General features: G+C 66.0%; 10 protein-coding genes. 1 reads left to right on the top strand and 9 read right to left on the bottom strand.

The annotated features are described in order from the left end of the window. Positions 1 to 168 precede the first annotated feature (168 nt). The gene (eda, locus tag ACVOMC_RS14875) at positions 169 to 837 is read left to right on the top strand and encodes a bifunctional 4-hydroxy-2-oxoglutarate aldolase/2-dehydro-3-deoxy-phosphogluconate aldolase (protein ID WP_057505990.1); all 669 of its coding nucleotides are present in this window, start codon (positions 169 to 171) and stop codon (positions 835 to 837) included. 103 nt (positions 838 to 940) lie between these two features. On the opposite strand, the gene ACVOMC_RS14870 is transcribed toward eda, so the two are convergent. The 9 genes from ACVOMC_RS14870 to ACVOMC_RS14830 form a co-directional block, all read right to left on the bottom strand. Continuing rightward, positions 941 to 4081 (bottom strand): discoidin domain-containing protein, encoded by a 3141-nt coding sequence (locus ACVOMC_RS14870; RefSeq protein WP_481524570.1) that lies wholly within the window; start codon positions 4079 to 4081, stop codon positions 941 to 943. 20 nt (positions 4082 to 4101) lie between these two features. Continuing rightward, positions 4102 to 4953: a carbohydrate ABC transporter permease gene (locus tag ACVOMC_RS14865; RefSeq protein ID WP_481524566.1), complete on the bottom strand. Its 852-nt coding sequence runs from the start codon at positions 4951 to 4953 to the stop codon at positions 4102 to 4104. Continuing rightward, a complete protein-coding gene (locus tag ACVOMC_RS14860) occupies positions 4950 to 5831 on the bottom strand; it encodes a carbohydrate ABC transporter permease (RefSeq protein WP_481524565.1) in 882 nt (293 codons plus the stop codon). Before ACVOMC_RS14860 ends, ACVOMC_RS14865 begins: the two co-directional genes overlap by 4 nt. Next, entirely contained in the window at positions 5828 to 7108 is a 1281-nt protein-coding gene (locus ACVOMC_RS14855; protein ID WP_481524569.1) for a sugar ABC transporter substrate-binding protein, read from the bottom strand. Before ACVOMC_RS14855 ends, ACVOMC_RS14860 begins: the two co-directional genes overlap by 4 nt. 11 nt (positions 7109 to 7119) lie before the next feature. After that, positions 7120 to 8742 (bottom strand): glucoamylase family protein, encoded by a 1623-nt coding sequence (locus ACVOMC_RS14850; protein ID WP_481524568.1) that lies wholly within the window; start codon positions 8740 to 8742, stop codon positions 7120 to 7122. A 112-nt stretch (positions 8743 to 8854) separates the two neighbouring features. Then, positions 8855 to 11839, bottom strand: a complete 2985-nt coding sequence (locus tag ACVOMC_RS14845) for a TonB-dependent receptor (protein ID WP_481524564.1) — start codon at positions 11837 to 11839, stop codon at positions 8855 to 8857. 52 nt (positions 11840 to 11891) lie between these two features. Next, positions 11892 to 12944, bottom strand: coding sequence for a LacI family DNA-binding transcriptional regulator (locus tag ACVOMC_RS14840; RefSeq protein ID WP_481524563.1), 1053 nt, complete (start codon positions 12942 to 12944; stop codon positions 11892 to 11894). A gap of 152 nt (positions 12945 to 13096) precedes the next feature. Continuing rightward, positions 13097 to 13372 carry a BolA family protein gene (locus ACVOMC_RS14835; RefSeq protein ID WP_481524562.1) on the bottom strand — a complete coding sequence of 92 codons (276 nt, stop codon included), beginning with the start codon at positions 13370 to 13372 and terminating at the stop codon, positions 13097 to 13099. Then, on the bottom strand, positions 13369 to 13668 hold the full coding sequence (locus ACVOMC_RS14830) for a YciI family protein (protein WP_481524561.1): 300 nt from the start codon (positions 13666 to 13668) through the stop codon (positions 13369 to 13371). The genes ACVOMC_RS14835 and ACVOMC_RS14830 overlap by 4 nt, the downstream gene beginning before the upstream one ends. Positions 13669 to 13679 lie beyond the last annotated feature (11 nt).

Below are 13679 nucleotides of genomic sequence, written 5' to 3'. Positions count from 1 at the left end.
CCCCCCCCCCCCCCCCCCCCCCCCCGCCCCGGCCCCCCCCCCCCCCCCGGGGCCCCCGCCGGCCCCGCCCCCCCCGCCCGCGCCCCCGCCCCCCCCCACCCCCCCACGCCCCCCCCCCCCCCGCCCCCCGCCTCGGGGGCGCCCCCCCACCGCTTCAAGAGGAACCCCATGAGTATCGCCCAGCTCCAGGATCGCGCCGAACAGCTGCTCACCGCAGCCGGCATTCTGCCCGTGGTCACCGTCCATACCCTGGACCAGGCACGGGCGGTCAGCGCCGCGCTGCTTGAAGGTGGCCTGCCGGCCATCGAACTGACGCTGCGCACACCGGTGGCGATGGAGGCGCTGGCCATGCTCAAGCGCGAGCTGCCCGACGTCGTGGTCGGCGCCGGTACCGTGCTGACGGTCGAACAGATGCAGCGCGCCATCGATGCCGGTGCCGATTTCCTGGTGACACCGGGCACCCCGGCGCACATGGCCGAGGCGCTGGCCGCCGCGCCGCTGCCGGTCGTGCCCGGCGCGGCCTCCCCGACCGAACTGCTGACGCTGGTCGCGCGCGGTTTCCGCATCTGCAAGCTGTTCCCGGCCACCGCCGTGGGCGGGCTGGCGATGATCAAGGGCGTGGCCGGGCCGATCCCGGAACTGAAGCTGTGCCCCACCGGCGGCATCACCGAAGCCACCGCCGGCGACTACCTGTCGCAGAAGAACGTGGTCTGCATCGGCGGATCGTGGATGGTCCAGGACAGCTGGATCCGCGCCGGCCAGTGGGATGAGGTCAAGCGCTCGGCCGCTGCCGCGGCGGAAATCGTCCGTACCGCGCGCGCTGCCCGCGCCGGCTGATTTTCTGAAAGTACCGCGGGAATCCCCCTCTCCTTTCCCGCCGGCTTAATGCGCCTCGCCTGCGAGGCGCAGTTTTTATTTGCGCAGATCGGTCCCGCCTACCTCAGCGGCGTGAGCGCTCATCGCGCCGCACCTGCGCCGGCATGTCGATCTCGACCTTGGCCGGCACGCCGCCGATCCGCAGCTCCCTGCCCGACCACGGTACCGGCTCGCCATTGATCGTGGCCGCCCCCGGCTCACCCTCGTAGGGCCACGGCAACACCAGCCCGCCGGGCGGAAGCTGCAGGCCGTCGGCCACCTGCAAGGTCAAGCGACGCTCGCTGCGGACCAGGCTGAATTTCAAGGGGCCATGCGCGGTATGCAGGCCCTCAATGGCAATGCCCTTGCCGGACAACCAGGCCACCGGCACCCCGGCGGCCAGCACGATCGACTCGTCCAATTCACGCTCGTAGGCGAACATGTCCAGCGCCGAACGCACGAAGTCCGACGCCACCCAGGCATGCGGCAGGTCGCCGACAAAGAACGGTTCGCGCGGGGTGCGTGACACCACTTCGGCCCACTGGTTCCAGCCGGCCGGCGCGCGATCCTTGAAGAAGTATTCGCTGGCCTGCTGGGCCCGCTCGCGCCAACCCAGGCGCACGAACGCCCCGACATTGCGCCATTCGTAGGGCGTGTAGTCCTTCCAGTCGCGCTTGCCGTCACGGCGGGCGAGGAATTGCTGCCAGTAGCGCTCGAAAGTGTTGTCCAGCGCCGGTTGCGGCAGCCGCCCCTGCTCGCCGCCCGGCGCCAGCGCGATCGTGGTCGAAGTCGGATCGAAGTCGCCCAGTTCCACCGAACCGGGCAGATAGTCGATGCGATGGGCCTTCATGGTTTCCAGCAGCGACTGCTGCAGGTCCTGCTGGAACTGGTCGCGCGACTCGGCCATCGCCAGCGCCTCGGTCTCCAGTCCCAGCGCCACCGCCATCGCCGCCGCGTCCTTGTAACCGCGCAGCGCCCAGAAACCGTCCCAGTACGAATGCACCGGCTTGGCCGAATAGCCTTCGTGGCTGATCGAGGCCGGCATCATGCCGTAGAAGCCCGGATGCCGCGCGCGGTTCTCCTCGGTCCGCTCGCCCAGGCGAAGGTCTTCCATATACCCCCAAGCAGCCAGCACATGCGGCCACATGCGCTCGAGGAAAGCGCGGTCGCCGGTATGCCGCCAGTACTCGGCGATGGTGTAGATCAGCTCGCCATGGCTGTCGTTCTCCGGCACCGGATCACTGCCGCGCGCATCCACACAACACGGCACCATGCCGTTGTCGAACTGGTAGGGCGCATACCAGTCCACATAGCTGCGTACCGCATCACTTCGGCCCATGCGCAACAGGCCTTCGGAAATCATCGCGCCATCGCGGATCCAGCTGCGCGCGTACGAGCGCGTGCCCGGCTGCAGGCTTGAACCGACGCGGGAGATCAGCATGTGCGCCAGCGCCGTGCGCAAGGTGTCGGCCAGCGGTTGGCCTGCGGCAGGCAGCTGCAGCCGCACCTGGTCCAGTTTCTGCCGCCACATCGTGGCGACCTGCTTTTGCGCCTTGTCCGCATCGAACGCCGCCGGCATCTGCCAGGCGCCCCGCTGCGGCAGCACCAGTGCCACTTCGCGGCTCTGCCCCGGCTCCAGCTTCCACGTGTAGAGCATCGCGCCGGACGCCAGGCCGGTGCCGTCACGCACCTCGCGGGTCGGCGGCAGACTCTTGCCGGCCAAGTGGGTGACCTCCAGCTTGCTGTCGAAGGCGCTGGCAAACTCGGCATCGGGCTTGAGCGTGGCAAATGCCTGCAGCGTGCCATTGACGCTGACCTTGCCATCCTGGATCGCCAATCGCTCGATCCGGCTGACGCCCCCCACGGTGTTGAGGAACTGGCCGGGTGGGTTGACCTGGAACGGACGCACGGCCAACGCCAAGGTGTAGTCGTGGGCGACCCTGTCCGGATTGTGCAGCCGGTAGCGGGCCACCAGCTGCGCCTGCTCGGGGCGGCCTTGCACGAACCCGGTGACCGTCAGACCAAGCTGGTCATGCTGCCACTGCACCGAGGGAATGGGCAGATAGCCATCCTGCAGTTGCTGACTGGCTTTCACGTCGGCCCAGCCCAGCACCTTGCCATCGAGCACCACGAACGGCTCGATGCTGAAGCCGGATTTGACCGCCTCCAGCGCGCCGTCCTCGCCCATCAGCGCCTGCTCGTGGCCCCCGTCCAGGCCCAGCAGGGTCCAGTATGGCTGCTCGCCACTGAAACCGCGCGGCAGCGCCCCTCGCGGCAGCTCCTGCGCCAGCGAGCGGATGAAATCGTTGGGCGTGGCCGCGAACGCCAGCGGCTTGAGGCTGATATCGCGGATGCCGTAGCGCCAACTGGGACCATCGACCAGGTCGAAACGCAGATAGCGCGCCTCCGTCTCCGGCAAGGCCAGCCAGTCGCGTCCGCCGCCTCCGGCCACCACTTCGCGGATCTTCTGCCAGTCGCGTCCATCGCGCGAGGCCTGCACCACGTAGCGCGATGCCTCCAGCCCGGGGACCCACTGGATCACCGCGCCGCCAAACTCGCGCACCTTGCCCAGATCCAGGCTGATGGTCTGCTGTTTCACGCCGCCACTGATCCACACCGTATCGGGCTTGCCATCGGCGATCCGCTGCTGCAGCGCGGTGGCGGTATCGGCGATCACGCTCGTGGTCAGCGCCGAGGTGTCTTCCTTGGGCAGCACCTGCATCGTCAGCCGGTCGAAACACACCGTACCCTTGCCACCGACCTTGCTGTAGAGGGTGAACTCCACCGCCGTGGTGCGCCGCAGGGTCTTGTCCTGGCCCGGGCCCCAGGCTTTTTCGATATGCCGTTTGCGATAGCTCACCTGGGTCCAGTCTTTCGGAAACACATAGCCGGGACGGTTGACCCACCACACGTTGTCGCCGCTGGCATCGATCAGCTTGAACTGCAGGTCGTTGGCCGGCGAATCGCCGCGCAGCATGAACGACATCTGGTAGTTCTCCGGCCAGGTCATTTCCAGTGGCCGGCGGATGCCCACATAGCCGGAGACATCGTGGAAGTCGTAGTCCAGGCACAGCGCGCGACCGCTGCCGGCCATCACCGGCCGCAACGCGCCACTGACCTGGTTGGAGGTGATCAACTGCCATGCATTGACGTCATCGAACTTGGCCAGCACCCGCGCACCACTTTGCGCCTGCGCCGCGATCGCCAGACCCAGCCCCCCCACCATTGCGATGATTGCCGACCACTTCACCCTTTGACACTCCCGAGCAACAGCCCTTGTATGTAATAACGCTGCAGCAGCAGGAACAGCAGCAGCACCGGCAGCACGGTCACCACCGCCCCTGCCATCATCATTTCCACGTCCATGATGTGCTCACGCGACAGCGACGCCAAGGCCACCGGCAGCGTGTAGTGTTCCTGGTCGGTCAATACGATCAACGGCCACATGAAATCGTTCCATGTGCCCATGAACGTGAATATCGCCAGCGTCACCAGTACCGGTTTGAGCATCGGCAGCACGATCTGGAAGAAGATCCGCGCCTCGCTGGCCCCATCGATCCGCGCCGCTTCCAGCAGCTCATCGGGAATCGAGCGTGCGTACTGGCGCACGAGGAAAATTCCGAACACGCTGGCCAGTGCCGGAATCACCACGCCGGCAAACGTATTGACCAGGCCCAGCTGCTTCATCAGCAGGAACAGCGGCAGCATCGCCACCTGCGCGGGGATCACCAAAGCGGCCAGCAGCAGCCGGAAGATCCGCTCCCGGCCGGCGAACCGCAGCTTGGCGAACGCATATCCGGCCAGCGTGTTGAACAGCAGCGAGCCCAACGTGATCGCAACCGATACCAGCAGACTGTTGAGGAAGTTGCCGCCCATGCCGGTACGCGCGAACAGCGTCCGGTAGTTGTCCAGCGTGGTCTGCACGGGCAGCAGCGGCGGCGGAAACTGCGAGGCCTGACCGCTGGGCATGAATGACACCGACAGCATCCACGCCAGCGGCGCCAGGCTCACCACCGCCAGCACCGCCAGTCCGCCATTGATCCACAGCACATGCCAACGCGACTGCCCAATCTCGCGTCCGCTCCCGGTGTGACTCATACCAGCTCCCGGCGCTTGCCAAAGCGCAGCATCAGGGTGGTCAGCGCCAGAATGATCAGGAACAGCAGGAACGCCACCGCCGAGGCGCGCCCCAGGTTCCACCATTTGAAGCCTTCCTCGAACATGAAATACAGCACGCTCACCGTGCTCTGCAGCGGATCACCGCGGGTCATCACGTACGGCTCGGCGAACAGCTGGAAGTAGCCGGACACGGTGATTACGCCCACCACCAGCAGCACCGGCCCCAGCATCGGCAGGGTGATATGCAGGAACTGCTGCCAGCGCGAGGCACCATCGATGCGCGCGGCCTCGTACAGGTCCTTGGGAATCGCCTGCAGGCCGGCCAGAAAGATCACCATGTTGTAGCCGAAGTTCTTCCACACCGCGAAACCGATGATGGTCGGCATGGCCCAGCGCGGGTCGCCCAGCCAGTCCACCGGATGGAGACCGATCTGCTCCAGCCCCCAGTTCACCAGCCCGTAGCGGGTATGGAACAGGTAGCGCCAGATCACCGCCACCGCCACCAGCGTGGTCACCACGGGTGCGAACAGCGCGGTGCGGAACAGCGCCTTGAACCGTGCGGCGGGCGCGTTGAGCAGCAGCGCCGCGCCCAGCGACAGTGCGATCGACAGCGGCACGCCCAGCAGCACGAAGTAGGCGGTATTGCCAAGCGACTTCCAGAAGATCGGCGTCCGCAGCAGGTCGATGTAGTTGTCCAGGCCGGCGAAACGCAGGTTGCGGGGATCGGCCAGCGCATACAGGTCGAAGTCGGTCAGGCTCAACGCCAGCGCCGACAGCACCGGCAGGCCGAAGAACACCCCGATGACGATCAGCGCCGGCGCGGCGAAGATCCAGCCCGCCAGTGAACGGCGCTTCATTGCCCCGCTCCGGCAGCCGCCTGGTCGGCATGCCGCTCCTGTATCCAGCGGCGCTTGGCCAGGATCTCATCGACTTGTTGGTCCAGCTGCTCCACCGCCCGGTCCTGCGGCAACCCGCCCCGCACCACCTGCTCGGTCACCACCCGCATCTGCTGGGCGATGCGCTCCCATTCCAATACCTTGGGCGTGGGTTTGACGCGTTCCAGCTGGTCGGCGAACGCGGCAGTCAGCGGGTCGTTGACCAGCTCCGGCGATTGCCACGCGCTGCGACGCGGCGGCAGGTCGCCGATGATCGTGTAGAAGCGCTGCTGGATCTCCGGCCGCGACAGGAACTCGATGAGCTTCCATGCCGCCTCCTTTTTCTGTGAGGAACGGAACACCACCAGGCTGGTGCCGCCAGCGATGCCGGCACCCGGGCCATGCGGTCCGGGCAATGGCGCGGTGCCCCATTCGCCCTCCAGCCCGGGAGGCTGGCGCTGGCGGAATTCACGGATGTTCCAGGGACCGGACAGATAGAACGCGGTGAAGCCGCGGAAGAACTCGTCCCAGACGTTGGAGATCTGCGTCTCGGACATCTTCGGCGCCCATCCCTGCGCGAACATGTTTTCGTAGAAGGCCAGCGTGCGCCGGAACCCGGGGCTGCGGAAATTGCCGCGGGTATCGCCCTCACGCAGCAGTGGATCGTGCTGCTGCAGGGCAAACGACAACTGGGGCTCGAACTCGTTCAACGGCATCAATACCGGATAGCCGCGATCGCCCATGCGCTTCTTCAGCGCGGCATTGACCTGCTCCCACTCGGCCCAGGTCCGCGGCGGATGGTCATAACCGGCTTGCCGCAGCAGATCCTTGCGGTAGAACAGCAGCCGCGTATCCACGTACCACGGGATACCGGCCAGTTGGCCGTCGATGACATTGGTGTCCCAGATACCGGCGAAGTAGTCCGCAGGCTCCACCACCGTTGACGCCTCCACGTAGGACTGCAGCGGGGTCAGCGCCTGCAGTGTGGCGAATTCGGCAATCCAGGTATTGCCCAGCTGGCAGACATCCGGCAGACCCTCGGCGGCATAGGCGGTGAGCAGCTTCTCGTGCGCCGCGGTCCACGGGATGTTCTGCACCTCGACCCGGAGGCCGGGATTTTCCGCCTCGAACTCGCGGACCAGCTCGCCGACCACTTCGGCCTCGCGCCCCATCGCCCAGAAGCGCAGCGTGGTGTCCTGCTCGGGCCGCGCGCAGCCGGCCATCACCAGCAACAGCATCACGGCGGCCAGCCAGCGGATCATCGCGCTGCTTAAGGCTGGTGCGGCTTGGACGCCGCCGGCTGATCGGCGGCGGCCTTCTGCGCTTCGGCGGCCGCCGCACGCGATTCGGCAATCCCGGAGGCGCGTGCCGAGGCGGCCTGTTCGTCCTTCTGCAGCGGCTGGCTATCGCCTTCCGGCGCCAGCCAGCCCCCACTGAAACCGGCACGTTCCAGTCCTTTGCGGATGTAGGGGTTCTTCTTCATCACGTTCCAGACGAACTCGTCACGGTAGTTGGCGATACCCGTCAGGATCGGTCCCTGGTCGATGGCGATGTAATCGCTGGCGACCCAGCCACGACCCGGAATCAGGCGCCCGGTTTTGAGCGGGATATCGTAGTTGAAGCTGGGGTTGAACGAATCCAGAAAGCCATAGCTGGAATACAGATAATCCCCATAACGCTGGTGCATCGCCACCGTTGCCGGAATCACCACCTCCGGCGCGAACGGCAGCGAGGAAATCGCCGCCGACGGCACGATGGTGCCATCGTCGAAATTCTCGCGCAGACCGGCGCCACGGGCCGAATAGTGGCGGAACTGGCGCTGCTCGCCGCGGTATTCCTGGGTGGTGTTCTGCGGGCCGTCGCCCGCGGTCAGCCCCCACACGTTCTCGCCGTAGTCCTTCCATTGCATCGGGTTGGCGATGGCGTACTCGCGCTGGGCCAGTGTCGCCCGGCGGCTGTTGAGGAAGTAGTCGATGCCGCGCTCGCGCATGTAGGCATCCTGGATGTCGCGGAAATCGATCCAGACGTGGCTGTACTGGTGCCCGAACAACGGGCCGAAGGACAGATACTCCTGGCCCTGGAACACGCCCCAGTCGTTGTCGTAGGTGCGCGCCCATACCGTCCAGGCATCCGGCCCGACCGGATGGGTCGGCGAACCCAGCGCCAGCACGTACAGCATCATCGCCTCGTTGTAGCCCATCCAGTCGTGCTCGATGAAGCCGCTCTCGGGAAACCAGCCCATCGACACCAGCGGCTTGTTGCGTTGCAGCCACTGCCAGTCGGTACGCCGGTAGATCGTGTCGGCGATCTGCCGGATCTCCTTCTCGCGTGCATCGTCGCCGTCGTAATAGGACTGCGCGAACAGCACGCCCATCAGCAGCAGCGCGGTGTCGACGCTGGAAAGCTCCACCCAGCTGTCGTAGCGGCGGCCTTCCTGCATGTCCAGGAAGTGGTAGTAGAAGCCCTTGTAGGCGCCTTTGCCGGTGCGCTGCGGGCCCGAAGGCAGATCACGGAAGAACTTCAACGTGAGCAAGGTGCGGTCGATCGCCTGGTTGCGGCTGATCCAGCCGTTCTCGATACCGATCGGATAGGCGGTCAGCGCGAAACCGACCGAGGCGATGGAGGCGAACGGCCGCGACGGGTAGCGGTCCGGTGTCAGCCCGTTCTGCTCGTTGGTGGTGTCCCAGAAATACTGGAACGTGCGCCGCTCGATATCGTCGAACAGCGGCGGCAGCTCGGGCTTCATCGGCCGCGGCGGCAGGTCGGCCTCGATCAGGATCACCTGCGGCAACACCTTGGGCATCGGCGGCTCCGGCGCTTTGCCACATCCAGCCAGCAGCACCAGTCCGAAACCGGCGACAACGCTACACAGCAACGAGACGAGGCGCGGCATGCTCAAGGCAACATCCAGATGAAGATGAGTCAGGCCGCCACGATCCCGCGACGGAACAGGTGACGCATGTGCGAAAGGTCCCGGCCGCCGTGACAGCGGCCGGGATCCGCACTTACCAGTCCAGTCCGAAAGACAGCTTGAAGGTGCGGGTACCGCCGACGATGCCGTCCTGATGGCGGCCAAAGTTCACATTGGGCTCGTTCGGACCGCCGTACCAGTCGTCATAGCCATCCCAGTTGGTCCAGTCGAACACATTGAGCAGGTCTGCCCTTACCCGCAGCTTCAGCGAAGTACCCGTATCCCATTCCTTGCTGGCGGCCAGATCGAAGCGCTTGTAGCCGATGCTGCCATTGGGCTGGTAGGGATCGATGAAGCAATCGTCCCAGCCTGGCAGGCAGTTGGTGGCATTGCGGTATTTGGTGGACTCCAGCGTCAGCTTGCCCGACAGGGTGACGCCCCAGCCCGCATCCCAGATGCCGGTGCTCACCAGCCGGTGCTCGGGCACGCCGCGCGCCGGCAACCAGCCGTAGTAACCGGTATTGGGGTACTCGAACATGTCGATCCAGCCATCGGCATTGGTGTTCTGGCGGCCACGGGTATAGGTGTAGGCCACCGTCGCGCCCCAGCGCGAGGCGGCATTGAACGGCTTGTCCAGCTTCAGCAGCACCGACTTGGTCTTGGTCTCGTACATGTTGTCCAGCAGGACGATGCGGCCAAACGGCGGATCGAAGCCCCACGGCGTGCCCCAGGTCCCGCCGGGTGGCAGGAACGAGCCGTCCGGCCGGCGATTGCCCAGGCGCGCGGTGATGCCATCGTGACTGCGGACGTAGGACAGCGTCACCTCGCTGTACCAGGTCTGCGCACCCAGCTCGAACGCATTGCGCATGCCCAGGCTGAACTGGTCCGAGTACGGCACCTTCAGGTCGTTGTTGTTCAACCACCACTCGCGTGGCAGGTCGACGGTTGCGGCCAGCTGGTCCAGCGCGCCGGGATTCAGGTAGCCCGGATCCCAGGCCACGCAGTCGTTGCCCGGGCGGCGGCAGAGGCCATCGGCATCGGTGAAATAGAAGTTGTAGCGGCCAAACGAGGTGCGGTTGGTCTCGATCTGCAGGTAGTCGAACAGGTTGCGGTCATAGGCACGGCCGGCACCGCCAAAGATCACGTGGCGCTGGTCGGCATTGAGGTCGTAGGAGAAGCCCAGACGGGGCTGCCAGGCGCCCTTGAACGCATCACGGTTCTTGCCGGTGGAGAGGTAGTCATCCGGGTTCCAGTCGGCATTCTGGAAATTGGGATAGTTGCGGATGTCGTTCGCCAGCGCCGCCGGCGTGACGAAATCCTCATAGTTCGGCGTGGTCTCATAGTCCCAGCGCACGCCGTAGTTCACGGTCAGGTGCTCGTTGACCTCCCAGTCGTCCTGGATATAGACGCCGAACTGCTTGTTGGCCGAGGTGGTGAAACCACCCGAGGTGCCGGGATCGCCGGTGGCGAATTCGACCCGGTACGGCTGCTGGAGGCCGGTCGCCAGGTCATAGTAGAACTGCGGATTGGAGTAGTTGCGCTCCACCGCGTTGACGTCGACCGCCTTGTACTTCACGCCCATCTTCACGGTGTGGTTCTGCCAGCCGGTGAAGGTGAAATCGTTCTGGATCGACCAGCCCTTCTGCCCCTTGTCCTGGTTGTTGGGGCTGGCGCCGGTGTTGATGATCGTGCCCAGGTTGAGCCGGTCAGTGGCAGTCGGCTGGGAGATGTTGAGGATGTAGCCGTTGCCGTCGAAGGTCGGCTGCGGTGCCCACGACAGGTCCTCGTAGGTCAGATGCGCATCGTTGAGCCAGGTGTCGGCACTGTATTGCCAGCGCAGGTCGTAGCGGTTGACCTCGTTGTGGTTGATCGTGGCCCGCTGCGCGGTGTTCTGGTCACCCACACCGATGCGCTCGTCTTCTTTGCGTACCTGCGCGGACAGTTCGACCAGGTTGCGGTCATCCGGCGTCCAGGTCAGCTTGCCGAAGTACATGTCCTGGGTGAACGGCGAGGCGGCCGGACCGATCTGGTCGCGGATATCGGCCGGGATATCGGCCAGGTCATAGCGCCCCTGCGCGCCCAGACTTACCGTCTTGGGCGTGCTGTACTCCTTGGCCTCATAGGCGACAAAGAAGTTCAGGCGATCCTGGACGATCGGGCCACCGAAGGAGACACCGTACTGCTCCTCCTTCGAGGGCACTTTCTTGCCGCCGGCTTTCTCTTCGGCCGGGGTCGCGGTGCGCCAGTCGGTGGAGGTGCGGTCCCAGAAGAAGCTGCCCTCGAACTCGTTGCTGCCCGAGCGCGTGGCCGCCACCACCGCGGCGCTGCTGATCTGGTCGAACTCGGCCTTGTAGTTGGAGGTGATGACCTTGTACTCGCCGATGGCCGACTGCGGGAACGGATTGCCGCGGGTCGAGTCCTGTCCACCCACGCCACCGGGCAGGGTGTAGCCCTTCTGGCCGACGCCATCGATATACACATTGATGCCGCTGCTGCCCTGCGCGCCGGAACGCAACTTGGTGTTGCCGGCCGCATCCTGGGTGAACTGCATGCCCGGCACGGTATCGGCAAAGGCCAGGAAGTTGCGGGTGCCCTGTGGCAGCGCTTCGATCTGCTTGCGGGTGATGTAAGTGGCCACTTCCGAGGTGCGGGTTTCAACCGGACTGGCCACCACCTGCACAGTATCCAGCGTGGTCGCCGTCCCGCCGGCGGCGGTTTCTGCGACGCCGCCCACGCCCAGATCCAGCGTGGCCGTCTGTCCCACCTGCACGGTGATGTTCTGGCTGCTGCGCTTGCCGCCGGCCTCGACATCCAGCCGGTAGGTGCCCGGCGGCAGGCCGGCCAGCGAATAGCCCCCACTGGCAGTGCTCTGCACAGTGCGGCTCAGGCCGGTCGCAAGGTTTGTGGCGGTGATCTGCGCCTGTGCGGCCGGGGCGGAGTCCGCCATCACCTGGCCGCGGATCGTGGCGCTGGTGCTTTGCGCGAAGGCCGGCGCGGCGCCCAGCAGCAGGCAGCTGACCAGGGCGCAGCTGAGCAATCCGCGTGGGGGATGCGAGGTGCGAGGGGGGTGGCTTGTCATGAGGGGGGTTTCTCCGTGGACGGCGGGCAGGCAGTGCTATCCGCGCGATTCGTTAATCGGATATCCCTGCGCCAGGCGCCGGGCTTGAAGGACTTCGTGCAGCGGTGGAATCACGCACGACCAGGCTTGGAACCAGCGTCACGCCGGGCGTTGTGTCCAACGCGCCATCGCTGTCGATCAATTGCAACAGGTGCAACATCGCCCGCTCGCCCAATTCAGCAATACTCACCTGCATCGTGGTCAATGAAGGGTGAACAAAACGCGCCAGCGGGATGTCGTCAAACCCGGCCAGCGCCACCTGATCCGGCACACGGATACCCGCCTGTGCAAGCGCATACAGGCACCCCAGCGCCATCATGTCGTTGGCGGCAAAGATCGCATCGGGCAGCCGCGCGCCACGCAACAGCTCCAGGCCCGCGCGATGTCCGGACGCTTCGTCAAAGTTGCCCGGCAACTCGATGGCCTCGGCGCCGGCACCGAACGCGGCCATCGCCTCGCGAAATCCGCGCAGACGCTCGCGCGCATCGTGGTTGTTCTGCGGCCCGGCAATGAACGCGATGCGGCGGTATCCGGCTCCCAGCAGGTAGCCGGTCATGGCCAGCGCCCCGGCGTGGTTGTCGATGGTGAAAGCGGGATATCCGCCTTCCGGCAGCGGGGTGTTGATCAGTACGGTCGGCAGCGCCGGCGGCAGGTTGTCGACCAGGAAATCCGAATCCACCGCGTACGGGGACAGCACCACAAGGCCATCGACCCGGCCACGCATGGCCTGCAATGCCGCCGCCTGCTGCTGTTGGTCGCCGTGGTAGCTGGACACCAGCAGATGGCGGTTGCGCGCACGCGCCGCACCGTCGATACCGCGCATCAGTTCGGAAAAGAACTCGCCGTGCAGGTCGGGCAACACCACGCCCAGGGTCTGGGTACTACGGCTGCTCAGACTGCGTGCCGCCGCATGGGGTGCGTAGCGCAGCCGTCGGGCGGCCTCCAGCACCCGCTGGCGGACCGGCGCGGCGACGTTGGCATGGCCATTGAGTGCCCGTGACACGGTGGCGACCGAGACATCCGCCTCGCGGGCAACATCCTTGATGGTGATTGCCGACTGCGCCACCGCCCCACCCTCCGTCGACCCGGGTTGGGCGGAATGTAAGCGTTTCCAGACCGGACTGTAAACCGTCCGTTATCGCCGCCGAAAATGAACAGGACAACGTATGACCGCCACAGGACAGCGACGCCCCACCCCCTGGTGCCGCCCTGATCGCGTCAGGGCGCCTCGTCGGGACTGTGCGCCTTGATCGACAGCGCATGGATGTCGGTCTCCATCATCCCACCCAGCGCGGCGTAGACCGCGCGGTGCCGTGCCAGCGGCGCCTTGCCCGCAAAGGCGGCACTGACGATATGCACATTGAAATGCCCGCGCCCGTCACGCGCACCGGCGTGCCCGGCATGGCGATGGCTGTCGTCCTCGACCTCCAGCAGTTGCGGGGCGAATGCCGCCTGCAGCGCCTCACGGATCCGTTCCACCCGGACCGCGTTCATGGCAGCACCTTCCTGAACGGACGCACTTCCACCCGCGCATAGACCCCGGCAGAGACATAGGGATCGGCATCGGCCCATTCCCGCGCGGCCTGCAGGTCGGTGAATTCGGCGATGACCACGCTGCCGCTGAAGCCAGCCGCCCCGGGGTCCTCAGCGTCAATGGCAGGACAGGGGCCGGCCAACAACAGCCTGCCCTGCGCCAACAGCGCCTGCAAACGCGCCAGATGGGCGGCGCGGGCGCCCATCCGGGCCTCCAGCACCTGCTCACCGTCATAGCCTTCAATCACGTACCACACGGGCTGCCTCG

Source organism: Stenotrophomonas sp. STEN014 (assembly GCF_056760315.1).
Note: the sequence above shows the minus strand (reverse complement) of the source record. Positions and strands in the feature narration are given on the sequence as shown.